This is a genomic window from Mycolicibacterium thermoresistibile (assembly GCF_900187065.1).
In the GTDB taxonomy this organism is placed as follows: domain Bacteria; phylum Actinomycetota; class Actinomycetes; order Mycobacteriales; family Mycobacteriaceae; genus Mycobacterium; species Mycobacterium thermoresistibile.
The window spans coordinates 1,226,435-1,252,790 of record NZ_LT906483.1 but is presented as its reverse complement, the minus strand read 5'-3'; the positions used below and the strand labels follow the sequence as shown (position 1 = coordinate 1,252,790).

At 69.9% G+C, this 26,356-nt stretch carries 23 protein-coding genes and 1 pseudogene; 14 read left to right on the top strand and 10 right to left on the bottom strand.

Going from position 1 to position 26,356, the window contains the following annotated elements:
* The first annotated feature begins 33 nt into the window (after window positions 1–33).
* The gene (locus CKW28_RS05785; protein WP_003928014.1) at window positions 34–1,827 is read left to right on the top strand and encodes an acetyl/propionyl/methylcrotonyl-CoA carboxylase subunit alpha; all 1,794 of its coding nucleotides are present in this window, start codon (window positions 34–36) and stop codon (window positions 1,825–1,827) included.
* A gap of 59 nt (window positions 1,828–1,886) precedes the next feature.
* Window positions 1,887–2,228 carry a hypothetical protein gene (locus CKW28_RS05780; protein WP_003928015.1) on the top strand — a complete coding sequence of 114 codons (342 nt, stop codon included), beginning with the start codon at window positions 1,887–1,889 and terminating at the stop codon, window positions 2,226–2,228.
* Here CKW28_RS05780 and CKW28_RS05775 read toward each other — a convergent pair.
* Window positions 2,203–2,778 carry a nucleotidyltransferase family protein gene (locus CKW28_RS05775; RefSeq protein WP_040548637.1) on the bottom strand — a complete coding sequence of 192 codons (576 nt, stop codon included), beginning with the start codon at window positions 2,776–2,778 and terminating at the stop codon, window positions 2,203–2,205. The genes CKW28_RS05780 and CKW28_RS05775 overlap by 26 nt on opposite strands.
* A gap of 293 nt (window positions 2,779–3,071) precedes the next feature.
* Between CKW28_RS05775 and CKW28_RS05770 the strand changes: the two genes are divergently transcribed.
* Complete coding sequence (locus CKW28_RS05770) at window positions 3,072–3,503, top strand: STAS domain-containing protein (protein WP_003928017.1); 432 nt, start codon at window positions 3,072–3,074, stop codon at window positions 3,501–3,503.
* Here the strand turns inward: CKW28_RS05770 and CKW28_RS05765 are convergent.
* Both CKW28_RS05765 and CKW28_RS05760 read right to left on the bottom strand, forming a co-directional pair.
* A complete protein-coding gene (locus CKW28_RS05765; RefSeq protein ID WP_003928018.1) occupies window positions 3,474–4,280 on the bottom strand; it encodes an RNA polymerase sigma factor SigF in 807 nt (268 codons plus the stop codon). The two genes, CKW28_RS05770 and CKW28_RS05765, sit on opposite strands and share 30 nt — an antisense overlap.
* Entirely contained in the window at window positions 4,277–4,705 is a 429-nt protein-coding gene (locus CKW28_RS05760; RefSeq protein WP_040548640.1) for an ATP-binding protein, read from the bottom strand. Before CKW28_RS05760 ends, CKW28_RS05765 begins: the two co-directional genes overlap by 4 nt.
* 163 nt (window positions 4,706–4,868) lie before the next feature.
* On the opposite strand from CKW28_RS05760, the gene CKW28_RS05755 reads away from it, so the two are divergent.
* The 3 genes from CKW28_RS05755 (at window position 4,869) to CKW28_RS05745 (ending at window position 7,090) form a co-directional block, all read left to right on the top strand.
* Window positions 4,869–5,081 carry a hypothetical protein gene (locus CKW28_RS05755; protein WP_131588082.1) on the top strand — a complete coding sequence of 71 codons (213 nt, stop codon included), beginning with the start codon at window positions 4,869–4,871 and terminating at the stop codon, window positions 5,079–5,081.
* Between the two features lie 109 nt (window positions 5,082–5,190).
* Entirely contained in the window at window positions 5,191–6,210 is a 1,020-nt protein-coding gene (locus CKW28_RS05750) for a DNA topoisomerase IB (RefSeq protein ID WP_003928021.1), read from the top strand.
* Between the two features lie 103 nt (window positions 6,211–6,313).
* Entirely contained in the window at window positions 6,314–7,090 is a 777-nt protein-coding gene (locus tag CKW28_RS05745; RefSeq protein ID WP_081475619.1) for a cutinase family protein, read from the top strand.
* Between the two features lie 5 nt (window positions 7,091–7,095).
* Here CKW28_RS05745 and CKW28_RS24290 read toward each other — a convergent pair whose 3' ends face one another.
* Window positions 7,096–7,356 (bottom strand): UDP binding domain-containing protein, encoded by a 261-nt coding sequence (locus CKW28_RS24290; protein WP_082764986.1) that lies wholly within the window; start codon window positions 7,354–7,356, stop codon window positions 7,096–7,098.
* Here CKW28_RS24290 and CKW28_RS05735 point away from each other — a divergent pair.
* Window positions 7,356–8,746 (top strand): annotated as a pseudogene (locus CKW28_RS05735) (ISL3 family transposase). The gene CKW28_RS24290 and the pseudogene CKW28_RS05735 sit on opposite strands and share 1 nt — an antisense overlap.
* On the opposite strand, the gene CKW28_RS24035 reads toward CKW28_RS05735, so the two are convergent.
* On the bottom strand, window positions 8,743–9,126 hold the full coding sequence (locus tag CKW28_RS24035) for an NAD-dependent epimerase/dehydratase family protein (protein ID WP_234785034.1): 384 nt from the start codon (window positions 9,124–9,126) through the stop codon (window positions 8,743–8,745). The pseudogene CKW28_RS05735 and the gene CKW28_RS24035 sit on opposite strands and share 4 nt — an antisense overlap.
* A gap of 61 nt (window positions 9,127–9,187) precedes the next feature.
* On the opposite strand from CKW28_RS24035, the gene CKW28_RS05730 reads away from it, so the two are divergent.
* Together CKW28_RS05730 and CKW28_RS05725 are read left to right on the top strand one after the other, a co-directional pair.
* On the top strand, window positions 9,188–10,369 hold the full coding sequence (locus tag CKW28_RS05730; RefSeq protein WP_040545920.1) for an RtcB family protein: 1,182 nt from the start codon (window positions 9,188–9,190) through the stop codon (window positions 10,367–10,369).
* Window positions 10,370–10,470: 101 nt separating this feature from the next.
* Window positions 10,471–11,382: a glycosyltransferase family 2 protein gene (locus tag CKW28_RS05725; RefSeq protein ID WP_003923632.1), complete on the top strand. Its 912-nt coding sequence runs from the start codon at window positions 10,471–10,473 to the stop codon at window positions 11,380–11,382.
* On the opposite strand, the gene CKW28_RS05720 is transcribed toward CKW28_RS05725, so the two are convergent.
* On the bottom strand, window positions 11,379–12,602 hold the full coding sequence (locus tag CKW28_RS05720; RefSeq protein WP_040545919.1) for a glycosyltransferase: 1,224 nt from the start codon (window positions 12,600–12,602) through the stop codon (window positions 11,379–11,381). The two genes, CKW28_RS05725 and CKW28_RS05720, sit on opposite strands and share 4 nt — an antisense overlap.
* 31 nt (window positions 12,603–12,633) lie before the next feature.
* A complete protein-coding gene (locus CKW28_RS05715) occupies window positions 12,634–13,491 on the bottom strand; it encodes a glycosyltransferase family 1 protein (RefSeq protein ID WP_197700631.1) in 858 nt (285 codons plus the stop codon).
* 279 nt (window positions 13,492–13,770) lie between these two features.
* Here CKW28_RS05715 and mbp1 point away from each other — a divergent pair, with 279 nt between their 5' ends.
* The gene (mbp1, locus tag CKW28_RS05710) at window positions 13,771–14,001 is read left to right on the top strand and encodes a microaggregate-binding protein 1 (protein ID WP_003923629.1); all 231 of its coding nucleotides are present in this window, start codon (window positions 13,771–13,773) and stop codon (window positions 13,999–14,001) included.
* Window positions 14,002–14,095: 94 nt separating this feature from the next.
* Here the strand turns inward: mbp1 and usfY are convergent, their stop codons facing one another.
* Both usfY and CKW28_RS05700 read right to left on the bottom strand, forming a co-directional pair.
* Window positions 14,096–14,419: a protein UsfY gene (gene usfY, locus CKW28_RS05705; protein ID WP_040545918.1), complete on the bottom strand. Its 324-nt coding sequence runs from the start codon at window positions 14,417–14,419 to the stop codon at window positions 14,096–14,098.
* Between the two features lie 98 nt (window positions 14,420–14,517).
* A complete protein-coding gene (locus CKW28_RS05700) occupies window positions 14,518–14,868 on the bottom strand; it encodes a hypothetical protein (protein ID WP_003923627.1) in 351 nt (116 codons plus the stop codon).
* 338 nt (window positions 14,869–15,206) lie between these two features.
* Between CKW28_RS05700 and CKW28_RS05695 the strand changes: the two genes are divergently transcribed.
* Both CKW28_RS05695 and CKW28_RS05690 read left to right on the top strand, forming a co-directional pair.
* Window positions 15,207–19,799 (top strand): cation-translocating P-type ATPase, encoded by a 4,593-nt coding sequence (locus tag CKW28_RS05695; RefSeq protein ID WP_003923626.1) that lies wholly within the window; start codon window positions 15,207–15,209, stop codon window positions 19,797–19,799.
* Window positions 19,800–19,815: 16 nt separating this feature from the next.
* A complete protein-coding gene (locus CKW28_RS05690) occupies window positions 19,816–20,292 on the top strand; it encodes a hypothetical protein (RefSeq protein ID WP_003923625.1) in 477 nt (158 codons plus the stop codon).
* A 53-nt stretch (window positions 20,293–20,345) separates the two neighbouring features.
* Here CKW28_RS05690 and CKW28_RS05685 read toward each other — a convergent pair whose 3' ends face one another.
* Window positions 20,346–20,873: a hypothetical protein gene (locus CKW28_RS05685; RefSeq protein WP_435406117.1), complete on the bottom strand. Its 528-nt coding sequence runs from the start codon at window positions 20,871–20,873 to the stop codon at window positions 20,346–20,348.
* Between the two features lie 9 nt (window positions 20,874–20,882).
* Between CKW28_RS05685 and CKW28_RS05680 the strand changes: the two genes are divergently transcribed.
* Together CKW28_RS05680 and CKW28_RS05675 are read left to right on the top strand one after the other, a co-directional pair.
* Window positions 20,883–21,695, top strand: coding sequence for an SDR family NAD(P)-dependent oxidoreductase (locus tag CKW28_RS05680; RefSeq protein ID WP_003923623.1), 813 nt, complete (start codon window positions 20,883–20,885; stop codon window positions 21,693–21,695).
* 55 nt (window positions 21,696–21,750) lie between these two features.
* Entirely contained in the window at window positions 21,751–26,337 is a 4,587-nt protein-coding gene (locus tag CKW28_RS05675; RefSeq protein ID WP_003923622.1) for an ATP-dependent helicase, read from the top strand.
* Window positions 26,338–26,356 lie beyond the last annotated feature (19 nt).

Genomic DNA, 26,356 nt, shown 5'->3' with positions numbered 1-26,356 from the left:
CGTTTCTTAGAGAACCTGCCATCAGGAGGCACTGTGGCCAGTCACGCCAGCTCGAAGATCTCCAAGGTGCTAGTAGCCAACCGTGGGGAGATCGCGGTCCGGGTGATCCGGGCGGCCAGGGATGCCGGAATCGAGAGCGTGGCGGTCTATGCCGAGCCGGACGCCGACGCGCCTCATGTACGGCTCGCCGACGAGGCGTTCGCCCTGGGCGGTCAGACCTCCGCGGAGTCGTACCTGGTGTTCGAGAAGATCCTCGACGCCGCGGCGAAGTCCGGGGCCAACGCCATCCACCCGGGCTACGGCTTCTTGAGCGAGAACGCCGACTTCGCGCAGGCCGTGATCGACGCCGGGCTGATCTGGATCGGGCCCAGCCCGCAGTCGATCCGCGATCTCGGCGACAAGGTGACCGCCCGCCACATCGCGGCGCGGGCCAAGGCCCCGCTGGTGCCCGGCACCGCCGATCCGGTGAAGGACGCCGACGAGGTCGTCGCGTTCGCCAAGGAGCACGGGGTTCCGATCGCCATCAAGGCCGCCTTCGGCGGTGGCGGGCGCGGTATGAAGGTCGCCCGCACCATCGAGGAGATTCCCGACCTGTACGAGTCGGCGGTCCGCGAGGCCGTCGCGGCGTTCGGCCGCGGTGAGTGCTTCGTGGAGCGCTACCTGGACAAGCCGCGTCACGTCGAGGCGCAGGTGCTCGCCGACCAGCACGGCAACGTCGTCGTCGCCGGCACCCGCGACTGCTCGCTGCAGCGGCGGTTCCAGAAGCTGGTCGAGGAGGCGCCCGCCCCGTTCCTCACCGACGCCCAGCGCAAGGAGATCCACGAGTCGGCCAAGCGGATCTGCAAGGAGGCCGGCTACTACGGCGCCGGCACCGTGGAGTACCTGGTCGGCCAGGACGGGATGATCTCCTTCCTGGAGGTGAACACCCGCCTGCAGGTCGAGCACCCGGTCACCGAGGAGACCGCCGGCATCGACCTGGTACTGCAGCAGTTCAAGATCGCCAACGGCGAGAAACTGGACATCACCGAGGATCCGGAGCCCCGGGGCCACAGCTTCGAGTTCCGGATCAACGGTGAGGACGCCGGCCGCGGTTTCCTGCCCGCACCCGGTCCGGTCACCAAGTTCGCTCCGCCGAGCGGTCCGGGGGTCCGCCTGGACTCCGGCGTGGAGACCGGCTCGGTGATCGGCGGACAGTTCGACTCCATGCTGGCCAAGCTGATCGTCACCGGCGCCACCCGCGAGGAGGCGCTGGCCCGGGCGCGGCGTGCGCTGAACGAGTTCGAGATCGAGGGCCTGGCCACGGTCCTGCCGTTCCACCGCGCGGTGGTCGACGATCCGGCGTTCATCGGGGACGAGAACGGGTTCTCGGTGCACACCCGCTGGATCGAGACCGAGTGGAACAACACCGTCGAGCCGTTCACCGGGGGCGGTGAGGTCGACGCCGAGGAGCCCGAACCGCGGCAGAAGGTCGTGGTCGAGGTCGACGGCCGCCGCCTGGAGGTCTCGCTGCCCGGCAACCTGGCGCTGGGCAACGGCACCGGCGGGGCGCCGGGCGCGGTGCGCAAGAAGCCGAAGCCGCGCAAGCGCGGGGCCCACGGCGGCGCAGCGGTGTCCGGTGACGCGGTGACCGCGCCGATGCAGGGCACGGTGGTCAAGGTGGCCGTCGAGGAGGGACAGGAAGTGTCCGCCGGCGACCTGATCGTCGTCCTGGAGGCGATGAAGATGGAGAACCCGGTCACCGCCCACAAGGACGGCAAGATCACCGGCCTCGCGGTGGAGGCGGGCGCCGCCATCACCCAGGGCACCGTGCTCGCCGAGATCAAGTAGTCGTTCGGCGTCGAACGTGAGCTTGTGGTGACGAGCTCACGTTCGACGCCCGCTGACCCGTGGAACCAGTCGAGATCAACGCCGGGGCGTGGTACCTGCGGGCGCTGCGCGCCGACGATCAGATCGACGACCGGCCGGCGCTGGCCGAGCTGGGCGAGACCGATCCGGGCTACGTCACCCGCTGCGCCGCCCGCTGGGCTTCTGACTCCGGCTTCACCTGGGCGGTGTGTGAACCGACCACCGGCGAGATGCTCGCCGAGGTCAGCCTCGACCCGGCCACCGCGACCCTGACCAGCCGGGCACGCGACGGGCACGCCGATGCCGCGGAGACCGCCGCCGGGTCGGTGCGCCGCTTCGCCGCCGCGGTGCTGGGGCTCACCGTGCGTCAGCACCCGAGTTAGGGGTGTCGATGTCGCGGCCCCCCGCGAGATCGGAGCAGTCCACCCGCACGACATCCGATCGGCCCCGCAGGAACCGTTTGGCACCCTCGTCGCCGTGCAGACTGCGCAGCAGCGCCGGCCAATGCTGTCGGCCCACCACGACCGGATGACCGGGACGGTCGCCGAACCAGGCACGGGCCAGGCCGGACGGGGTGGACCGGGCCGCGGTCAGCACCCGGCGCACCACATCGGCGCCGATGTCGGGGGTGTCGACGGTGTGGATGACCGCCAGATCGGCGTCGTCGCCGAGCGCGGTGATACCCGCCCGCAGTGAGGCGCTCAACCCGCGCGACCAGTCCTGCGCCACCACCGCGCGTGCCGGGGCCGGTACGTCGACGATCGCGGCGCCGAGCACCACCACCACGTCACCGCAGCCGCCCCCGGACAGGGCCGACACCGCGATCTTCAACCAGAGTCCCTCTGCGGCAAGTATTTTCGGCATACCGAAGCGGGTGCCGGCACCCGCGGCCAGCACCACCCCGGCGGCCGTCGACGTGGTCGTCACGCCCATCAGTGTGACCGGTGCGCGGCGCCCGGTCCATGAGCCCGGACTCGTCGAGCCCGGCCCACGCGCCCGGACACCCAGCGCCTGAGAATGCTGAGAGTCCGATCAACTCGGTTGTGAGTGCCCACTCCCCCGCGTAGTGTTCAGTGCAGGTTGAGTCGACAACCCAACCGAAGCGTCAATGAAGCGTCGGGCGGACAGAGTTCCCGCGTTCAGAGACGGGCTTTGAGGATGCAGGGCCTGAATTTTGACGTGAGTCAAGCAATACGGGTCCCGTATTCCGACTGATGGAGTCTCACATGATCTTGCCCGTCCCACGCCCCTCCCCCGGTGGAGGCGAAGCCGTCACCTGCCACGCCGCCGATTTCGCCACCCGATGGGTCAACTCCGCGACGGTGGTGATCCGAGTCGACGGGGAGCTCGACGCGGCGAACTCGCCGCAGTTGGTCGACTACGCGCTACGCCACGCCGGCCGCATCAAGTATCTGGTCGCGGATCTCACCGGCGTCGAATTCTTCGGTATCGCAGGATTTTCCGCCGCACACGACATCAACGGACGGTGCGCGCACGCGAAACTCACCTGGACGCTGGTGCCGAGCCCCGCCGTGGTGCGGTTGCTGCAGATCTGCGACCCGGACGGTACGCTGCCGCTGAACACCACCGTTCCCGATTCCGTCTGGGACAACGGCGGTTCCGGCGGGCTATTCCAGTTGATCCCGGAGGCGGGCTAACGACTTCGCCAGCAGTCGGGACACGTGCATCTGCGATATCCCCACCCGTTCGGCGATCTGAGTCTGCGTCAGCGATTCGAAGAACCTGAGCACCAACACCGTGCGCTCCCGTTCCGGAAGGGCCGCGAGCAGCGGACGCAGCGCCTCCCGGTTCTCGATCTGATCGAGTCCGGTGTCGACGTCGCCGAGCGTGTCGGCGATGGCCGGGGCGTCCTCGGTTCCGCTGCCGCTCCCCCCGCTGTCGATCGACAGGGTGTTGTACGAGCTGCCGGCGACCAGGCCTTCGATGACCTCGTCGCGATCCATCTCCAGCTCCTCGGCCAGTTCGGATGCGGTGGGCGCCCGGCCCAGGCGTTGGGACAGTTCGGCGGTGGCCGCGCCGAGCCGCAGGTGCAGCTCCTTGAGCCGGCGAGGCACCTTCACCGACCAGCTGTTGTCGCGGAAGTGGCGGCGGACCTCCCCCATGATCGTCGGCACCGCGAACGACACAAAATCCGAACCGGTCTCGACATCGAACCGGATCACCGCGTTGACCAGGCCGACCCGCGCCACCTGGACGAGGTCGTCGCGGGCTTCCCCGCGACCGTCGAAACGGCGGGCGATGTGGTCGGCCAACGGAAGGCAGCGCTCCACGATCCGGTCACGCTGACGCTGGAACTCCTTGGACTCCGCGGGCAGTTTCCGGAGCTCGCGGAACATGTCCGCGACGTCCGCGTACTCCGACTGCCGCTTCGGGTTCTGCCGCTTCGACGAAGCACGGGAAGACTGCGGAGTCACCTGAGGGAACTCGCTCGCCTCGTGGTCATCGCGATCCCGCACACCTGTGCCCCCGACGCCTGCTGCCCGTCCTGGAAGGTGCGCACCTCGTCGGTGAGCGAGTTCAGGACGTGCCAGCTGAAGCTGCCGGGTGACAGGATGTCGGTCTCGGTGACCGTGGTCGACGCCTCCACGACCACCACGTCGTCGTAGGGATGCACCCGCACCACCAGGGTGGCGCCCGGGACAGCGGACCGGACAAGCCGCGTGCACGCCTCGTCGACGGCCAGCCGCAGATCGGCGACCGCGTCGAAATCGAGGTCCTCGAACGTGCCGACGGCGGCCACCAGCGTGCGGAGCACCGCGAGGTTCTCCAGCGTCGCCGCTACCCGCAGCTCAACAGATCGAGCGCTACCGTCCGCGCTGTCATTGCTTCCGACGGCCATGTGACCTCCCGACGAGTTCTGAGGCAATCTACCCGACGATCCCTGTTCAGCCACCGCAGCACCGATCGCCTGAGGTCGTCCGTCGGGCCGCCGGCCGGGCGTGCTGCCGGGGCGCTCGGAGCCGCCACGTGTGACCGCGGGGCACACCGGGTATGACCGCACCATGGAACATGCTGCGACCCGGCACACGGCGGGTGAGAACGCCGGCCCCGCCGGGCGGTCCGGTCCCCGAGATCGCGAACGTCCCGGGGACGGCGAACATCGTCTGCTGCGGCGCATCGCCGTAGCCGTCGGTATCGGACTGGTGGTGCTGATTCTGGTGGCGGTGGCGATATACGCCGCGGCGTTCCTCATGTTGGCACCGATGATGCAGTGAAGCCCGCGATGCCCCACGATTCGATCTCGTCGTCATTGTTCCGGTGCAGTACCCAACCCCACCCCGGTGTCAAACCTGGTGTGACCCGCAGCCCCGGTGGGAGCTCCCGGTGACGCTGCGCCGCAGCGATCCGAACCGACCCGGATTGCGCAGGGTGCGCCGCGGCAGAGGATTCTCGTATCAGGACGAGAGCGGTGCGGCGATCACCGATCCGGCGACGCTGCGACGGATACACGATCTGACCATTCCGCCGGCGTGGCGGGAGGTGTGGATCAGCCCGCACCCCGACGGGCACATCCAGGCGGTCGGGCGCGACGCGGCCGGCCGGAGACAGTACCTCTACCACGCACAGTGGCAGGAGGAACGCAGCGAGGAGAAGTTCGACCGGACGCTGGAGATGTCGGCACAACTGCCCGCGATGCGGCGGCAGCTCCTCGCCGATCTCCGTGGCCGCGGACTGTCCCGTGACCGGGTGCTGGCGTTGGCCCTGCACCTGCTCGACCTCGGGTACTTCCGGGCGGGCGGCGAGCAGTACGCCGAGGAGAACGAGTCGTTCGGCATCGCGACGCTGCGGTGTGAGCATGTCTCGTTGCAGCGCAGCGCGGTCGAGTTCGACTATCCGGCCAAGAGCGGTGTCCGTCGGACGTGGTCGGTCGCCGACCCGGACGTGATGCGCGCGGTGCGGGCCCTGCTGCGACGGCCGGATCGCGGGGACCGGTTCCTGGTCTGCCGGATCACCGACCGGTGGGTGGAGGTGCAGGCCGATGACCTCAACGAACGATTCAGGGAGCTGGTCGGTGCCGACTACACGGTGAAGGATCTGCGGACCTGGCACGGCACCGTGCTCGCGGCGGTGGCCTTCGCCGACGCCGATCCACCGGTCGACCCGAAAGTCGTCAAACGAGTCGAGTCGGCCGTGTTCAACGAGGTGGCCGAGGCACTCGGAAACACACCCGCGGTGGCCCGGTCGTCCTACGTCGATCCCCGCGTGGTGCAGGCCTACGAACACGGGGTCACCATCGCGGCGACGACCCGCCGCGCCGAGCGCACCCGCGATCCGCGGGAGCGGCGGGAGATCCTCGAGGCCGGAACGGCACGGATGCTGCGGAAGGTCGCCCGCGGACTCTGATCCGCCGATTCCCCAAAACTCCTTGCCGACGCAAGGGTCTCACCCCCAGAATGGGTGTTTGAGAACCTACGTCGATGGGCACCTGCACCGCATGATTCGCCGCATGATTCGCCGTCACCTGCGTCGATTGTCCAGAATCGGATCGGCGGTCGGGGCTGCGCTGACCACCGCCTCCCTCATCACCGGCACCGTCATCACCAGTACCGTCGTCGCCGGTACCGCGGTCCCGGCAGCCGCGGCCCAACCCTGCCCCGATGTGCAGGTGGTGTTTGCCCGCGGCACCGGCGAACCGCCCGGCGTGGGCCCGACCGGACAGGCGTTCATCGACGCGCTGCGGCCCCGGGTCGGTGACCGGTCATTGGACGTGTACGCGGTGAACTACCCGGCGATCGACGTGTGGAACACCGGGATCGACGGAATCCGGGACGCCGGGGCGCATGTCGTCCGGATGGCCGAGCAGTGCCCCGACACCCGCCTGGTGCTCGGCGGCTTCTCCCAGGGCGCGGCCGTGATGGGGTTCGTCACCTCCGCGGAGGTGCCCGCCGGCGTCGATCCGGCCACCGTGCCCAAACCGTTGGATCCCGACATCGCCGAGCACGTCGCCGCCGTGGTGCTGTTCGGCATGCCGAACGCGCGGGCGATGAACTTCCTCGGCACCCCACCGGTGGTGATCGGCCCACTGTATGAGGACAAGACCGTCAAGCTGTGCGCGGTCGACGATCCGGTCTGTTCGAACGGCATGAACTTCGCCGCCCACAACACCTACGCCACCAACGCGGCCATGGTGGATCAGGGTGCGGCGTTCGCGGCTGACCGGCTCGGGGTGGCGTCCGACAAACCGCTGCCGACGCCGTCGTCCGGTCAGAACTTCGGCAACTGACGCCGTCAGTACCCGGGTGCCGTCCCGTTGCCCAGATAGGTCAGCCCGGCCTCGGTCACCGCGGCGCGGTCGAGCAGGTTGCGGGTGTCGACCAACACCGCCCCGGGCGCCTGCTCGGCGACGAAAGCCCAGTCCAGATCCCGGAATTCGGGCCATTCGGTGAGTACCAGAATCGCGTCGGCGTCTTTGGCGGCCAGGTAGGGGTCAGGCTCTTCCGAGTTGGTAGGGGTCTGGTGTGACCGATTCGGATCGTGTCGGTGACTGATTGAGGGCTCGCGCCCTTGTCAACTGGGTGTTCTTGACGCATCCAGAAGCAAAGGCGCGAGCTTGCCCCAGACTAGTGGTTCCCTGCTGCTTGGACTCGACGGTGTCGTCGTGGAGTCTGTGCATGTCGACCTCGACCGAACCCGCACCATCTATGTCCGCACCGCCGAGCAGTGGGTCGGCGTGTGTCCTGGATGCATGGTCCGGTCAGCTCGCTCGAAGGGCTGGGTGAGCACTCGGCCCCGCGATATCAAGATCGGGCCGGACATTCCCCGGATCGTGTGGCGGAAACGAAAGTGGGTGTGCGCCAACATGTGTTGTGACCGCAAGTCATTCACAGAGTCGGTGCCGTCGATCCCGCCGCGAGCACGGGTGACGGTGCGGGCCAAGCGCGAGATGGCCTCGGCGGTGCTTGACGATGACCGCTCGGTCAAGGCGGTCGCCGCCGCGTACGGCTGCACCTGGAACACCTGTCACGACGCGGTCATCGCCACGGCGGACCCGGTGCTGGCCGGCGAACCCGAAGCCGTGAGCGTGCTGGGAATCGACGAGACCCGTCGCGGCAAGGCCAAATGGGAGACCTGCTCGCAGACCGGTACCCGATCCTGGGTGGACCGCTTCGACACCGGGCTGGTCGATATCACCGGCACGGGCGGGTTGTTGGTGCAGGTCAACGGCCGTGCGGCCAAACCGGTGACCGACTGGCTGGATCAGCGTGATCCCGGCTGGAAGGCCACCATCGAGTTCGTCGCGATCGACATGTCGGTCACCTACGCCAACGCTGCGCGCCAAGCGTTGCCGCACGCGAAGCTGATCGTCGATCGGTTTCATCTGGTCAAGCGGGCCAACGAAATGGTCGATGAGGTCCGGCGCCGCACTACCCAAGCCCACCGTTTGCGCCGCGGACGCAAAAGCGACCCCGAATGGATCAACCGGCGCCGGCTGCTGCGCGCCGCTGAGCGATTGACCGATGAGCAACGCCACAAGCTGTTCGTGAAACTGACCTCAGCGGACCCCAATGGCGACATCGCCGCCGCCTGGATCGCCAAAGAGCTCCTACGAGATGTGTTGGCCTGCACCGCCCGTGGCGGATTGACCTACGAGATCCGCGATGCGCTGTACCGGTTCTACACGTTCTGCGCCGCCTGCTCGGTGCCCGAGATCAGCAAGCTTGCCCGCACCATCTCAGCATGGCAGGAGCCGATGATCCTGGCCATCCAGACCGGACTGTCCAACGCCCGCAGCGAAGGCTACAACCGCATCATCAAACACGTCGGCCGCATCGCCTTCGGATTCCGCAACCCAGAAAACCAACGCCGCCGAGTACGGTGGGCCTGCACCCGCCAATCCCGGCGGACGCCACCCAGCACCAAGCAGGTACGCCCCTGCTAACTCGGAAGAGCCACACACACCACCTGCGCGCCGCGGGAGAGCAGGCGCTCACACAGGTGCCCACCGACGAAGCCGGCCCCGCCGAACACCACCACCCGGTTCACGTCACGCATTTGGTCCGGGTACCCACGAAGTGATCGAGAAAACTTGGTGTTTGACGGTCTGGCGCGACGGTCGACGGAATTCGGACCATTTCGGACGATGCCACGGAATTGATCCTCGCCGATATCCGTATTTCGGTCGCATATTCGCCATTTCTGACACACATTGAAAATCAGATTCCCGAGTCCGCGGATACCAGCGTGAACCTGGATGATTCCGCTGGTCAGCGGGCTGAAAACGCATATTTCAATTTTTTCGTCAAACTTCTCGTTCGACAAATCTGATAGACTGGTAATCGCTTGGGACTTTTGATGTGAAGCGGTCGAGGGGGAGGTTGGTATGACAACTATTCAAGGCGTCAAAGTCGTCAACTTTGCCAGTGAAATTGCCGAGGAGGCCTTCGAGCTGGCTCGGCAGACGGCGTCGCTGCCCTTCGTCTATCCGCATGTGGCCCTGATGCCCGATGCCCATGTCGGCATGGGCGCGGCCGTCGGCACCGTGATTCCGACGTTGGGCGCGGTGATTCCGGCAGCCGTCGGTGTCGACATCGGTTGCGGCATGATCGCGGCCCGGACCCGGTTCACCGCCGATGACATCGCCGACAAGGACCCCGCCTGGCTGCGCAAGTCGCTCGAATCGTCCATTCCGCTGAGCCCGGGCAACTACAACCGGTCGCTACGCCGGTTCGATTTCACCCAGGCCCGGTTGGACCGCCTGGAGCGGCTTGCGACCGAAAGCGGCGTCGACCTGTCCCACTCGCCGAAGTGGCGTGAACAGCTCGGCTCACTGGGCGGCGGCAACCATTTCATCGAGTTGTGCATCGACGACGACGAGGTGGTGTGGTTGTTCCTGCACTCCGGGTCGCGCGGTGTCGGTCACAAAATCGCCCGCCGGCACATCGCCGCCGCCAAGCGGCAGTGCGAACAGCACGGCATCGATCTGCCGAACCCCGATCTGGCGTACCTGACCGAGGGAACGCCCGAGTTCGATCGCTACATCACCGAATTGAACTGGGCCCAACAGTTCGCGCTGGCCAATCGGGAAGAAATGATGGACCGGTTCCGGCAGTCCTTCGCCCGCTGGATGCGGGTCGACCCCGACGATGTCGAGGTGCAGCGGATCAACACCCACCACAACTACACGGTGCAGGAACAGCACGCCGGCAAACAGGTGTGGGTGACCCGCAAGGGTGCGATCAACGCGCATCCCGGCGTGATGGGCATCATCCCCGGGTCGATGGGCACCCGCTCCTACATCGTCCGCGGCAAGGGCAACCCCGACAGCCTCTGCAGCGCCCCGCACGGGGCGGGTCGCCGGTTCTCCCGCACCGAGGCGCGGCGCCGCTTCAGCGCCGACGATCTGGCCAAGCGGATGAAGGGCATCGAATACCGCCACGGTGCCGCGTGGGTGGACGAGATTCCGGACGCCTACAAGTCGATCGATCAGGTGATGGCGGACTCGGTCGACCTCGTCGAGGTGGTCACCAGCCTGCGTCAGGTCGTCAACGTCAAGGGCACCTGAGCCGCTAGGGCGACGGGTACAACTCGCCCCGGTTACGACGCGACCGCACGGGTATGCCCAGTGGCGGACCGCCGTGACCTTGACGCAGGGGGCACCGAGAGTTGACCGCATCGACCAGACTGTCGTTTGTCATCGCAAGCCGCAACCGCGCCGCTGAACTCGCCTCGGTGGTGAACCGCCTGCTCGATACGACACCATGCCCGGTCATCGTGGTGGACAACGCATCCGATGATCACTCGGTCGACGTGATCACCCGCATCGCAGCCCGGTCGGCGAACCGGGTGCAGGTCATCGAGTTGGACAGCAACCGCGGCGCCGTCGGCCGCAATGCCGGGGTGGCCGCCAGCCGCACACCTTACGTGGCGTTCTGCGACGACGATTCGTGGTGGGAGCCCGACGCACTGGCGCTCGGTGTGGAAACCTTCGACCGCTACCCGCGCGTCGGACTGCTCGCCGCCCGCACCACGGTGCTACCGGGCGGACGCATCGATCCGTTCAGCATCGAGTTGGCCCGCAGCCCGCTCGGGCACCGGCCCGATCTACCCGGCCCGTCGATCCTGGGGTTCATGAGCTGCGCGGCGATGGTGCGCACCGCGGCGTTTCAGGCCGCCGGCGGTTTCAGCGACATCTTGCATTTCCGCGGTGAGGAGCAACTGCTGGCCCTCGACATGGCGGCACTGGGTTGGGAATTATGTTATCTGGCTGAGCTTCTCGCGGTGCACCAGCCGTCGTCGGTGCGCGCGACCACCGCCGCCCAGGACGCCCGGGTGCTTCGCAACGACGTGCTGACCACCTGGCTGCGCCGACCGGTTCCGCAGTGTGCCCGCGCGTTCGGCCGACTGCTGCGCGCGGCCGGACGCGATCGTGACCACGCCCGCGCCGCACTGGAGGCGCTGGGCCGGGCACCGGCTGTGGCGGCCGAACGCCGCCGGCTGCCGGCGCGGGTGGAACGGTCGCTGGCGCTGCTCGAAGCCCGTGAGAGGCCCCGGGTCCAGGCGCGAAACGGGCGCTAACCCGACGACATCTGTGAGGCCGTCGCGGACCGGTAGTCGGCCGGCACCAGCCGGTCATAGATGCGCTGGGTGTCGGTCGCGACCCGATCCCAGCTGTAGCGGGCGCGGGCCCGGTCGCGGCCCGCCGCGCCCAGGCTTTGGCGCAGAAACGAGTCGCGCAGCAGCTGATTGATCGTGTCGGCGAGTTCGGCCGGCCTCCGGGGCGGTACCAGCCGGCCGGTGACATCGTGCACGACCGTATCGAGCATGCCGCCCACCGCGGCGGCCACCACCGGAACACCGCAGGCCATCGCCTCCAACGGCACGATGCCGAACGGTTCGTACCACGGCGTGCAGGCCACCACATCGGCCGATCGCAACACCGCCGGCATGTCGGCGCGCGCGACCGAACCGTAGAGCTGCACCCGATCGGCCACCCCCAGCTCCTCGGCGAGCGTACACAACCGCCGAGCTTCCGGCTCCGTCCGCAGTTGCGAACGCCGCGGTCCGCCGACCACCACCAGCTCGGCGTTCGGGATGGCCGGCAACGCCCGCACCAGGGTGTCGAAACCCTTACGTGGCACAAACCGCCCGACCGTGACGATGCGGCGCCGCTCCCCCCGAGGTGCCTGCGGCCCGTCCGGTGTGAACAGGTCGAGGTCCACGCCGCAGGGCACGACCGAGATCCGCGACCGCGACCGCCCCATCCGCATCAGCTCGAACACTTCGTCGGTGCAGGTGGCAGCGACCCAGTTGGCACCCCGGGCCACCATCGCCTCCAACTGCAGCCGCTCCTGCGGGCTGGTGTCCTCGGCGCCCTGGTGCCGCTTCTTGACCACGCCCAGCGCATGGAAGGTCTGAACGGCCGGCAGGTCGAGGTGGCGGCTGGCCAACTGGGTGGCGATCCCCGACATCCAGAAGTGGGCGTGGACGACGTCAGGCCGATGCGCGCTCCATTCGGCATCGAGGAACTGGGCGAACGGCCCCATGTACGGCAGCAATTCATCTTTGGGGAGCTGCTCGGCCGGACCCGCCGGAACGTGTACCACCGTGTAGCCGAGTGGGGTGTCCACCCGATCGGGAAGACCGCGGTCGTCACGACGGGTGTACACGGTCACCTCATGCCCCCGCCGCGTCAGGGCGGCGGACAGTTCGGCGACGTGCACATTCTGCCCTCCGGCATCGACGCCGCCGAGTGCGGCCAACGGACTGGCGTGCTCGGAAACCATCGCTATTTTCATCGCGGCTCCTTCGCAAATGGGCACCGGACAGTCATCGGCAGTGCCCGTGGATGACCTCATCCCATTGAGTGAGGAAGCGGTCGAGGGAGAAGTTGGCCACCGCGAAGTCGCGGGCAGCCTTGCCCGCGGCGCTGGCCTCGGCGAAGTCGGTGGCGAACCGCTCCAGTGCGTACGCCAGCGTCTTCGGGTTGGCGCTCACCACACCGGCTTCGGTGGGCACCACCAACGACAGCCCCAACGATGTCCAGCGGGCGGTGTGTAGATAGAGTCGGCGGCGGGCGACCTCGCGCCACAGTTGCGGGGGCGGCACGTCCCCCCGGCCACGCACCAGTCCGTTGGGGTGCCGGTCATTGAGCGCCAGCGTGTCGATCCCCCACACGTCGATCGGGCGGTGGGCGGCCAGGTCACCGAGCAGATCCGCACCGACGGTGCGCCACCGCCGCAACGGTTCGTTGATCATCGCCGCGGCGGCCGGAATCTCGCCGGTGTACAGCCGACCGGGATCGGCGATGCCGTGGTTGATCACCATGGTGGGCGCCGTCCCGTTGTCCCACATGAGTTCGTTGAACTCGGTGACGTGGATGAGCGGGATGTCACGACGGTCCGCCACCGGGTGCACACTGTCTACCGCAAACGGGCGCGGGGCGTTGTGCTCGACGTAAACGGCCGGAACGTCGTGACCGAGTCGACGGCCCAGCCAGCGTTCGGCCAACTCGAACTCCTCGGGCCGCTGCAGCACGACCAGGTCGATGTCTTCGTCGCGCAACCAGCTTGTCGGCACCTCTACCGCGTTTGACCAGTGGCGACCGAGCAGACCGCGCGCCTGCTGGGGTTGGGTCGCGCTGGCCGGGACGACGTAGCGGTGTCGACCGGCGACGAAGGAGTCCATCCAACTGCCGTGCACATGCCAGATGAGCACACCGCGCGTTTCGTGCGTCAGCGACGCGACAGCCGGATCCACAGCCGCCGCGTACCCGAGGTGAACCGGCAGTAAACAGCCCAACGATCCTCACGCGGCGGTGCTGTCGGCGTTTAGCGTCCGGCCCGCTCGGGCATCCTGCCCCACACGCGGGGCACCCCATTCGACAAGGCGACAACGGGGCCGTCCGACCCGCGCGGCAGCTCAAGAAGTTGGGCGCCCGAAGAAACCACGATCGAGAGGTGAATCATGGCCGATACCGGTCCTCAGGAAGGCATCAAGGGCGTCGTCGAAGACGCGAAGGGCAAGACCAAGGAAGCCGTCGGCACCGTGACGGGGCGCGACGACATGATCAACGAGGGCAAAGCCCAGCAGGACAAGGCGGACGCCCAGCGGGACGCCGCGAAAAAGGAAGCCGAAGCGGAATCCGCGCGCGGCGGCGCCAAAGCGGCTGAAGAGCGTCAGAAGGAAAATCAGTAAGTACGTCAACAGTGCTCGGCGGAGTATTCGGTCGACGGTGCGGGCCCGGTCAGCAGACCGGGCCCGCACTGTTGTTCCGCACTGTTGTTCGGGTCTAACTGCTGGTGTCACCGCGCGGCCGTTGCCGCGCCGCGGCGGGATGTTCGTCCAGCCAGCGTTCCTCGATCCGCCGGACCCGCCGGTGTTCCACCATCAGCCACACCCCGGCCACCGCGAAGCCGAGGACGGCCAGACAGGCCAGCACCACTCCGGCCATGGTCTCCCCGGCGGCCAACGTGGCCAGGCAGGACACGAACGCCACCAGACCCAGACCGAGCACGATGAGCGCCGGCATGCTGGCGGTGTTCTTCAACGACTCCCCCGCGTGCGGGCGGGTGGTTCGGGCGTGGTCCACCGGATCTCGAGCGTCGTCTCCCATGGCGTTCCCTCTCGTTTCTCGTCTCGTCTTCTCTTGTCCGTCAGCGCATTCGGTGCGATCGATGCGTGTGATCGTTACGCATATCGATGCGCCGGCCGTCACAGCCCGATCGCGGGATCGGTGAACGTCGGCAGGCTCATCGTCACGACCACGACCATGAGGGTCAGCAGGAACCAGCCCGCGGCCAGCCACGCCCGCCAACCCCCGTCGCGCCGCCGGCACTGGTAGGAGCGCCCCAGCGCCCACAGACCGCCACCGGCGAGAACAATCGGCGCGGCCAACGCCAGCAGGGTCAACTGCGGTCTCCCGCAAGCCATCACATCGACCGTGTTGCCGCTGCAGGTGCTCACCCAGACGGCCGCGCCCATCAGCAGCGCACCACCCAGTGCGGCACAGCCCAGACCGAAGCGCAGCGGCCCCCGACCGTCCGGCCGGTCGACTCGCCGCATCTCCTCGTGCGGATCCCGCGATCTGCGCGGCTCATGCCAGTGGTCTGCGATGGATGCGACGGATCGGTCACGTATGCCGCCACTGGTCATGTATCGACCCCTCATTCTCCTCGCTCGGCTGCCCTGCCGGGCCCGCAGGGTTCCCCGGGTCCACGGCCGGTAAACGTCGCGCACCCGGCACACCGGATCCGCCGAATCGGCATAGGATCGACACGGTCTGTAACCCGACGAGTCAGCTCGCCCGGAGATCGGTAGGTGTGATGGTGGTGGACGGCAGACCGGCAGCACGACGCGACGCACCCCGCGATGTACCGCGTCACGACGGAGTGCGTTGATCCATGGGCGTTCTCCGGAGCACGGTCGGGGGCCTGATCGGGGCGTCGCTGCGGACGCTGCAGGTCGCGGCCGGAACCGCACTGCTGGCCGGGGACACCGTCATCGGTGCCGGCCGGACGGTCGCCGGAACCGTCGCTGACCTCGCGGCCGACGTGGCGACCGGCGCCGAGTCGACCGCCCACACCACGCTGGGCCTCGTCGTGGAGGCGTTGGGCGGTCCGCCGGCCCGCCGCACCAGCCGCAACGATTCCCGGCATTGGATCGAGGTGTGCGGTCTGAGCGGTCCGGACGCCGACGCCATCGCCGAGGAGGTGGTGTCCGCGCTGCGGGCGGTGCCCGGGGTGACCGATGTGGCGATCAACCACTCGATGGCCCGGGCCGTCGTCACGGTCGAGACCGGCGTCCCGGCGGCGGACCTGACCGCGGTGGTCGCCGAGGCGGAGCGGCGCGCCCGGACCACCGAGGCCGGCCGGCACCGCCCCCACACGCTGCCCTGGGATGATGCGCTGCTGGCGGCGCGGGCTGTGGGCGCCGCCGCGGCGGCGGTCGGGCTGGGGCTGTCGGTGACCGGGAACGTGCTGCGGTTCCGCGGGTTGCCGGATTTCCTCTCCGCGATACCGACTCTGGCCGACCACAATCCGGGCATCCACCGGCAGTTCGAACGCCGGCTCGGGCGGGAGGGCACCGATCTGCTGTTCAGCCTGCTGACGTCGGCATCGGCGGCGATGACGGTGTCTCCGACCTCGGCGGCGGCCGAGATGGCCACCCGCACCATGATGGTGGTGGAGGCGGTGCACACCCGGCGGGCGTGGCGTCGGCACGAGCCGCGACTGGTCCGGCACCGGCCGTCGTCCCGGCGGCCCCACCGCGGCACCCTGGAGTTCGGCGCCGGTGCCGGTGAGCGCTACGCCGACCGGGCCGTCCGGATGGGGGTGACCGCGGCCGCGGTGGTGGGTGCGGTGTCGCGAAATCCGACCATCGGCGGCGCAGCCGCTCTGGTGACCGCCCCCAAACCGTCCCGTGCGGCCCGGGAGGCGTTCGGCTGCGCGATGACCCGGGGGTTGATCACCCACCATGATGCGCTGGTGGTGAGGCCGCGTGCGCTGCGGGCACTGGACCGGGTGGACGCGGTGGTCATCGATCCGCGGGTGTTGTACACCGATCAGCTCGCGGTGACCCGGATCGTGGGAGTCACCAATTCGGACCGGGACCGGGCCTGGCGGGCGGTTCAACGGGCACTCGACCGGGGCGGCCTGACCCCCGGCTGGCATCCGCTGTCCTCGATCGCGGGGGCGCCGGCGTCCGGGCGGATCCTGATCAGCCCGGTACGCGATCAGTTCGCCGCCGCGGTCGTCACCGAGGCGCACCGCTGCGGACGCCGGGTGCTGTCCTTGGATGACGACGGACTGCGTTCGCTGGCAAGGGGTTTCGACAAGCTCTACCCGCTCGGTGACTCGGTCGACGAGTCGCTGGCCGCCGCCGTCGCGGAGGCGAAGGCCGACGGCGCGACCGTGGCCCTGTTCACCTCACCCGCCATGACGGCGCCACATGCCGCCGACATCACGATCGGGTTGAGCCCCGACGGGCACCCACCGCCGTGGGGAGCCGATGTCTTTGTGCCCGACCTGGTTTCGATGTGGCGGATACTGCGCGCCCTGCCCGCCGCCCGGTCGGCCACCACCAAGGGCGTCCGGTTGTCGGCGTCCAGCACCGCGATCGGCGCGCTGATGCTCATTCCGGGAGTCACGGGCAATGGTCCGGACTCGGTGAACGTCGGCGTCGCCGCCGGTCTGTGGAGCGGGTTCCGCACCGCGACGAAGGTGTTCGACGATTCCCCGCCGGAACCCGAACCGTCGCACGACTGGCATGCGCTGCCGGCCGACGAGGTGCGGCGTCTGCTGCCGCGGCCCGGCGACGGAGATCGGCAACCCCCAGCGGGCCGGGATCCGGCCCTGATGCGCCCGGTCCGGGCGGCCGCGGCGGCGATGACATGGTTCTGGCAACTGACCCGCGACTTCACCGCGGAGATGCGGTCGAATCTGGCCGACCCGATCACCCCGTTGCTGGCGACCGGCGCGGTGGCCAGCGCACTGCTCGGCTCCCCGTTGGACGCCGCGCTGGTCGGTGGGGTGCTGTTGCTCAACGCCGCGCTGTCGGCGCAACAACAACTGCATGCCGAGCGGATTCTGCGCCGGTTGATGGCGGTGCAGGAACCGTCGGCGCGGCGCCGGGTGCGGATGGCCACAGCGACCGGAACCGGGGCGACCGGAACCGAGGCGACCCCGGTCGAGGCCGGCCCGATCGAGGAGGTGCCCGCGAACCGGCTGCGTCCGGGCGATGTCATCGAGGTGCGGGTGGGCGATGTGGTCCCGGCCGACGCCCGGATCATGGCGGCTTCGAATGTCGAGGTCGACGAGTCGTCGTTGACCGGGGAATCGTTACCGGTGCCGAAGACCGCCGCGGCCACGCCGGGCGCGCCGTTGGCCGAGCGGTCCGGGATGCTGTACGCGGGAACGACGATGGTGGCGGGCACCGCGGTGGCGGTGGTCACCGCGGTCGGCCCCCGCACCGAGGTGCGCCGGGCACTGGCGATGGCCGCCGAACGTCCGGGTGAGATCGGCCTGCAACGCCAACTCGCCCACATCACCAAGCGGGCGCTGCCGTTCAGCGTGTCCAGCGGCGCCCTGGTCGGCCTGCTCAGCGTGCTGCGTGGCACCCCGATCCGTGCCGCGGTCGGCAGCGCGGTCTCGCTGATCGTCGCCGCGGTGCCGGAGGGTCTGCCGTTGGTGGCCACCTTGGCCCAACTCGCGTCGGCACGCCGGTTGAGCGGCGAGTCGATCCTGATCCGTAACCCGAATTCGATCGAGGCGCTGGCGCGCCTGCAGGTGGTGTGTTTCGACAAGACGGGCACGCTCAGCGAGAACCGGTTGCAGGTCAAGGCGGTGCATCCGATGCGCGGACGGACCGAGACCGAGGTGCTCGAGGCGGCCCTGAGCACGACGTTCGCCGAACCGGGCCATCGCGCCCACCATGCCACCGATGAGGCGATCATCCGGGCGGTCAACGGTGCGGCGATCGCCGCACCCGCCCAACGGGACGGCTTCCTGCCCTTCCAGGCCGGCCGACCGTACGCCGCCGCGGTGCGCGGAACCCGGCTGACCATCAAGGGTGCACCTGAGGTGCTGGCGTCGGCGCTGGCCCGCGGCGACAGTGCGCTCACCCGCCGGGTCGAGGCGATGGCGGCGCAGGGGCTGCGGGTGCTGGCGGTGGCCGGCCGCGAACTGTCGCCGGAGCAGGCCGCCGCCGCGGTCGCCGATCCGGCGGTGTTCACCGAGTTGTGCGGTTCGGGCCTGTCCCTGTTCGGCCTGATCGGCCTGGCCGACACGCCCCGCCCCAGCGCCCGGGGTGTGCTCGCCGACCTGACCGAACGCGGCATCGGTGTGCGCCTGATCACCGGGGACCACCCGGTCACCGCCGCGGTCACCGCCCGCGAACTGGGCCTCGACGTCGACGGGGAGCAGGTGATCACCGGCGCGGAGTGGGAGACGTTGTCCGCGGAGGAACGGGCCGCGGCGGTGCGGTCCCGGTCGGTGTTCGCCCGGATGTCACCGGAGCACAAGATCGACGTGGTGCAGACCCTGGAGCGCAACGGTGTGGTGACCGCCATGGTCGGCGACGGCGCCAACGACGCCGCGGCGATCCGTGCCGCCAGCGTCGGTGTCGGGGTGGCCACCCGCAGCAGCGATCCGGCGCGCACGGCGGCGGACATCGTGTTGCTCGACGGACGGATCGAGGCGCTGATCGACGCGCTGGACGAGGGGCACCATCTGTGGCGCCGGGTGCAGTCGGCGGTGTCGATGTTGCTCGGCGGCAACTCCGGCGAGATCGCGTTCGCGCTGCTCACCAGCCTGCTGACCGGGCGTTCGGTGCTCAACGCCCGGCAGATGCTGTTGGTCAACATGCTCACCGATGCGATGCCGGCAGCCGCGCTCGCGGTGAGCACGCAGGCCGCCCCGGGCGCCATCCGCCGAGACCGGGCGGCGCAGGACGAGTCGACGATGTGGCGGGCGATCGCGGTCCGCGGTGCGGCCACCACCCTGGGCGCGGGCCTGGCGTGGACGATGGCCCGGATGACCGGCACCGGTGCCCGCGCCTCGACCGTCGCGCTGATCGGCCTGGTGTCGACCCAGCTGGCGCAGACCCTCTCCGACTCCCGGGACCGCCTGGTGGTGCTGACGGCACTGGGTTCGTTCGCGGTGCTCGCCGGAGTCGTCAGCACCCCGGGCGTCAGCCAGGTCTTCGGGTGCAGACCGGTGGGGCCGGTCGGGTGGGGTCAGGCGTTTCTGGCGACCGCGGTGGCGGCGACTGCTGCGGCGCTGGCGCCGGGGGTGCTGCAGCGCATCGCCGGTACCGGCAGGTCAGTCCTCGTCGATGACGACGATGCCGGCCTGGACCAGGACGGCGTAGAGCGTCCGCAGCGGCGGGGTCAGCAGCCGAACGCCGGCGGCGATCAGGGTGTCGGTGCTGGCAATGCCGGAGTTGTCAGTCACACCAGCAGGTTATCGAATGATCCTGATGAATCCGGGGTCACCTAGGTGAACGGGAGGCGAAATGTCTGATACTTTCCGGTCCTTCTTCTCCTCGCACCGGGAGGCCTCGGAGTCCGTCAAGCGGGCGGAGAAGTTCTCGCTGCGGCTGCCGATCGTGGGGCGGGTCACGGTTCCGCCGCCGGAGCAGTTGGCGTTCTTCGGTGCGCTCGGTGCGCTCGCCGCGGTGGGCGTGCTCGAGTGGCCGGTGGCGGTGGCCATCGGCGTCGGTCAGGTCATGGTGGCCCGGCAACTGACCGAGACGCGATCCGCGGACCCATCCGGATACCCTGAGGCCGCCTCCACGCAGCACGCACTCCCCCCGGGCGCGACGGCCTCGGCGCAGCCGGCGAAGAAGGCGGCCGCCGAGAAGTCACCGTCCGAGAAGGCGGCCAAGAAGACACCAACCAAGAAAACGGCAGCCAAGAAAACACCAGCCAAGAAAACACCAGCCAAGAAAACGGCGGCCAGGAAGACCGCAGCGAAGAAGCGCACGAGCTAGCCCGAGACCACCGGCCGGCATCGGGCCGCTCACCGGCGCGCTACCGGCCCGACCTACCGGGCCGACTTGGACGTCGCTCGGGACCGGCTCGTCTTCCGCGAACCGGGCTTCGTCGCCTTCCGTGTCGCCCCACGCGAGGTCGCGCCCGATCCGGTGGTGTCGTCCACCACCTTCAGATTCGGCTCGCCGGCTGCGGCGTCCGACGCCGCCTCACGGTCGGTTCCGGAGCTTCGGCTCAACTGTCTGATGAGCAGGGCGGATCCACCGACCGCCAGCACGATCGGCCATTCGATCAGTCCGGTGGCCCCGATCGCCCCGAGCGTGAGCAACGCCGCCGGAGTGGAATCGCTGCCTTTCTCCACTCCCTCCCGCGCCCCGGACACCGCACCCTGCGCGGCGCCGATGACGCCGTTGACCGCGGCGCCGCCGACCGCGCCGGCAGCCGACGTGGTGACCTCCGCCGCCTTCCGGACCGTGCGGAGCGCCGAACCCACCACATCCATCGCGTTACCGCCCTTCACCTCGGCATATGCCCACCGTACGCCGGGCAGCGTCTTCCATGGGCCGGGTTGGCCGGGCATCATGCCCGCATGCGGATCGACAACAGCGTGTTCGTGGTCACCGGCGCCGGTTCGGGCATCGGCCGGGCGTTGGCCCTGTCCTTCGCCGATGCCGGCGCCCGGGTGGTCGCCGGTGACATCGACGAATCGGCTGCCGACACCACCGCGGCCACCATCCGCGACAGCGGCGGACACGCGGTGCCGATCCGCGCCGACGCCACGACGCCGGCGGGGATCGACGCCATGATCTCGTTGGCGCAGGAGACATTCGGTCCGGTGGACGGCTATGTGGCCAACGCCGGTGTGATCGGTCCGCCCGGGCTGGGCACGGACACCGGCTGGGACCGGGTGCTCGACGTGAACCTGCGGGCTCATGTCCGTGCAGCCGATGCCTTGGTACCGCAGTGGATCTCACGCGGCACCGGCTATTTCGTCAGCGTCGCGTCGGCAGCCGGTCTGCTGACCCAGCTGGGCGCGGCGGCCTACGCCGTGAGCAAGCATGCCGCCGTGGGATTCGCCGAGTGGCTGGCGATCACCTACGGCGACCGGGGCATCGGCGTCAGCTGTGTGTGCCCGATGGGTGTGCGGACGCCGTTGTTGGGTGCGGTGCGCGATTCGACGGACACCACCGCGCAGCTGGCCGCCCGGTCGATCACCTCCGCCGGTGCGGTCCTCGACGCCGCTGAGGTCGCCGACCTGACGGTCGCCGCGGTGCGCGAGGGCCGATTCCTGGTGCTGCCGCATCCCGAGGTGCTCGACATGTACCGGCAGAAGGGTGCCGACTACGACCGGTGGATCGCCGGCATGCGCCGTTATCAGCGGTCGCTGGCCGCCGAGCGGTGACCGCCGGCCGCGCCGATCACAGCAGGGTGTCGGCGCCGATTGGCACCATGGGAAGGTGACCACCGAACCGGCGCCGGATCCCGGCGCGGCGCTGCGGCGCTTCACGGAGTTGACGCGCGACTGGTTCACCGGAACGTTCGAGGCCCCCACGGCCGCCCAGGCGCAGGCCTGGCAGGCCATCGCCGACGGCGACAACACACTGGTCATCGCACCCACCGGTTCGGGCAAGACACTGGCGGCGTTCCTGTGGGCCATCGACCGGCTGGTCGCGGCCCCGGCCGACGAACGCTCCGGAAATCCCGGCGCCCGGGTGCTGTACGTGTCTCCGCTGAAGGCGCTGGCCGTCGACGTCGAACGCAACCTGCGCGCCCCGCTGACCGGGATCCGGCGCATCGCCGAACGCCGCGGAACGGGTGTCCCGGACATCAGCGTGGGGGTGCGTTCCGGCGACACCCCGCCGGCGCAGCGCCGGGAGCTGATCGCCCGGCCGCCGGACATCCTGATCACCACCCCGGAGTCGCTGTTCTTGATGTTGACCTCGGCGGCCCGCGACACCCTGGCCGGGGTGCAGACGGTGATCGTCGACGAGATCCACGCCGTCGCCGCCACCAAACGCGGGGCGCATCTGGCGTTGTCGCTGGAGCGGCTGGATCAACTGTTGCCGCGGCCGGCGCAACGCATCGGGTTGTCGGCCACCGTCCGCCCACCCGAGGAAGTGGCGCGGTTCCTGTCCGGGCAGGCCCCGACGACGATCGTCGCGCCGCCCGCGGCCAAGACCTTCGAGCTGTCGGTGCAGGTCCCGGTGCCCGACATGGCGAACCTCGAGCACAACACGATCTGGCCGGCGGTGGAGGAACGCATCGTCGACCTCATCGAGGCGCACCGGTCGTCGATCGTGTTCGCCAACTCCCGCCGGCTGGCCGAACGACTCACCGCCCGGATCAACGAGATCCACGCCGAACGCCAGGGGTGTCCGCCGCCGGCCGAACCCAATCCACGCGTCGCCGGCGGGGCGCCGGCACAGCTGCTGGCCAGCGGCCAGACGTCGGGCGCCGAACCCGTGCTGGCCCGCGCCCACCACGGCTCGGTCTCCAAGGAACAACGCGCCCTGGTCGAGGAGGACCTCAAGAGCGGACGGCTCAAGGCGGTGGTGGCGACCTCGAGCCTGGAGTTGGGCATCGACATGGGTGCGGTGGATCTGGTGATCCAGGTCGAGACGCCGCCCTCGGTGGCCAGCGGGCTGCAACGCATCGGCCGGGCCGGCCACCAGGTCGGCGAGATCTCCCAGGGTGTGCTGCTGCCCAAACACCGCACCGACCTGATCGGCTGCGCGGTCACCGTGCAGCGCATGCTCGACGGCCGGATCGAGACACTGCAGGTGCCGGCCAACCCGCTCGACGTGCTGGCCCAGCACACCGTCGCAGCCTGTGCGCTCGAACCGATCGACGCCGACCTGTGGTTCCAGGCGGTGCGGCGCAGCGCCCCGTTCGCGACCCTGCCGCGCAGCGCGTTCGAGGCGACGCTGGACCTGCTGTCCGGGAAGTATCCGTCCACCGAGTTCGCCGAACTGCGCCCGCGCCTGGTGTACGACCGCGACACCGGAACGTTGACCGGCCGGCCGGGGGCACAGCGGCTGGCGGTCACCTCCGGTGGCGCGATCCCCGACCGCGGACTGTTCACCGTGTACCTGGCGACCGAGTCGGAAAAGCCGTCCCGGGTGGGCGAACTCGATGAGGAGATGGTCTACGAGTCGCGGCCCGGCGACGTGATCTCCCTGGGCGCGACGAGCTGGCGGATCACCGAGATCACCCACGACCGGGTGCTGGTGGTGCCCGCGCCCGGTCAGCCGGCACGGCTGCCGTTCTGGCGCGGCGACGGGGTGGGCCGGCCCGCCGAACTCGGCGCGGCGATCGGCGCGTTCACCGGCGAACTGTCCCGGCTCGACAGCACTGATTTCGAAACCCGCTGCCACGCAATGGGATTCGACGAGTTCGCGACGACCAACCTGTGGCAGCTGCTCGACGAGCAACGGCAGTCCACCGGCGTGGTGCCCAGTGACACCACGCTGCTGGTCGAGCGGTTCCGCGACGAACTCGGCGACTGGCGGGTGATCCTGCACTCCCCGTACGGTCTGCGGGTGCACGGCCCGCTGGCCCTGGCGGTGGGCCGGCGGCTGGCCGAGCGCTACGGGATCGACGAGAAACCCACCGCATCCGACGACGGCATCATCGTCCGGCTGCCCGACACCGGGGACACCCAGCCGGGCGCCGAACTGTTCGTGTTCGACGCCGACGAGATCGAACCGCTGGTCACCGCCGAGGTCGGCGGGTCCGCGCTGTTCGCGTCGCGGTTCCGGGAATGCGCGGCCCGCGCCCTGCTGCTGCCGCGCCGCCACCCGGGTAAACGCTCGCCGCTGTGGCATCAACGCCAGCGCGCCGCGCAACTGCTCGACGTGGCACGGAAATACCCCGACTTCCCGATCGTGCTGGAGACGGTGCGGGAATGTCTGCAGGACGTCTACGACGTCCCCACGCTGACCGAGTTGATGCGCGGCATCGCGCAACGGCGGCTACGACTCATCGAGGTGGAGACCGCGGCGCCGTCACCGTTCGCGGCGTCGCTGCTGTTCGGCTATGTCGGCGCGTTCATCTACGAGGGCGACAGCCCGTTGGCCGAACGGCGCGCCGCGGCCCTGTCGCTGGACCCCACGCTGCTGGCCGAACTGCTGGGCCGGGTCGAACTGCGCGAGCTGCTCGACCCGGACGTCGTCGCCACCACCGGGCGCCAGTTGCAGCATCTCACCGCGGACCGCGCCGTGCGCGATGTGGAAGGGGTGGCCGACCTGCTCCGGATGCTCGGGCCGCTGACCGCCGAGGAGATCGCCGCCCGGTCCACCTCCGCCGATGTCGGCGGCTGGCTGGACGAGCTCGCCGCGGCCAGACGGGCGCTGCGGGTGTCCTACGCCGGGCGGCAGTGGTGGGTGGCGGTCGAGGACATCGGCCTGTTGCGCGACGCCGTGGGGGTGGCGGTGCCGGTCGGGGTGCCAACCACCTTCACCGGCGCCGTCGCCGACCCGCTCGGCGAACTCCTGGGCCGCTACGCCCGCACCCGGGGGCCGTTCACCACCGCGCAGGCGGCGGCCCGGTTCGGGCTGGGTCTGCGGGTGGCGGGCGACGTGCTGCACCGGATGGCCGCCGACGGGCGGCTGGTGCGCGGCGAGTTCACCACCGACGCCGTCGACACCACCGAACAATGGTGCGACGCCGAGGTGCTCCGGATCCTGCGGCGGCGCTCCCTGGCCGCGCTGCGCGCCCAGGTCGAGCCGGTCAGCACCGCCGCGTTCGGCCGGTTCCTGCCGGCCTGGCAGCAGGTGGGCACCGCGAACTCCGGCATCGACGGGCTGGCCGCGGTGATCGAGCAGCTGGCCGGTGTGCCGATGCCGGCCTCGGCGGTGGAGTCGCTGATCCTGCCGCAGCGGGTGCGCGACTACCAGCCGGCGATGCTCGATGAGCTCCTGGCGTCCGGGGAGGTGATCTGGTCCGGTGCCGGTGCGATCGGCGGGGGCGCCACCGGGGCCGACGGCTGGATCGCGTTCCACCTCGGTGATTCGGCGCCGCTGACGTTGGCCGAACCCGCCGAGATCGAGTTCACCGATGTGCACCGCGCGATCCTGGACACCCTCGGCGGAGGCGGCGGCTACTTCTTCCGGCAGCTGGCCGGCGGCGCCGGGACCGACACCACCGCGGTGCGAACGGCCCTGTGGGAACTGGTGTGGGCCGGTTGGGTCACCGGCGACACCTTCGCACCGGTGCGCGCGATGCTCTCCGGCGCGGGCCGCACCGGACGGCGCGGCGGTGCTCCCGCCCACCAGCAGTCCCGCCGGCCGCCCCGGTTGAGCCGCTACAGCGTGGTGGCGGCCCAGACCCGCGCGGCCGACCCGACGGTGGCGGGGCGGTGGTCCGCGCTGCCCGCACCGGAGACCGACGCCACGGTGCGGGCGCACTTCCAGGCCGAACTGCTGCTGCACCGGTACGGCGTGCTCACCAAGGGGTCCGTGGTCGCCGAGGCGGTGCCGGGCGGGTTCGGCACCCTCTACAAGGTGCTGACCGCCTTCGAGGAGGCCGGCCGGTGCCAGCGCGGCTACTTCGTCGAGTCGCTGGGCGGCGCGCAGTTCGCGGTGGCGTCGACCGTGGACCGGCTGCGTTCCTATCTGGACAGTGTGGACCCGCAGCGGCCCGGATATCACGCGGTGGTGCTGGCCGCGGCGGATCCGGCCAACCCGTACGGCGCGGCGCTGCCCTGGCCCGCCGGCGGGGCCGGTGACCCCGATGTCGGGCATCGGCCGGGCCGCAAGGCCGGAGCGCTGGTGGTGCTGGTCGACGGTGCGCTGCGGTGGTTCATCGAGCGCGGTGGCCGTTCGCTGCTGACGTTCGGCGACCACGCCGACGCCGAGGCGCACGCCGCGGCGGCCGCGGCGCTGGCCGGGTTGGTCACCGCCGGACGGGTGCCGTCGCTGCTGGTGGAACGGATCAACGGGGTGCCGGTGCTCGAGCCGGGCGCCGATGCGGCCCGGCAGGCGGTGGTGGACGCCCTGACCGGGGCCGGATTCTCCCGGACGCCGCGGGGTCTACGGCTGCGGTGAGCCGGCGCCGGCCGGACCG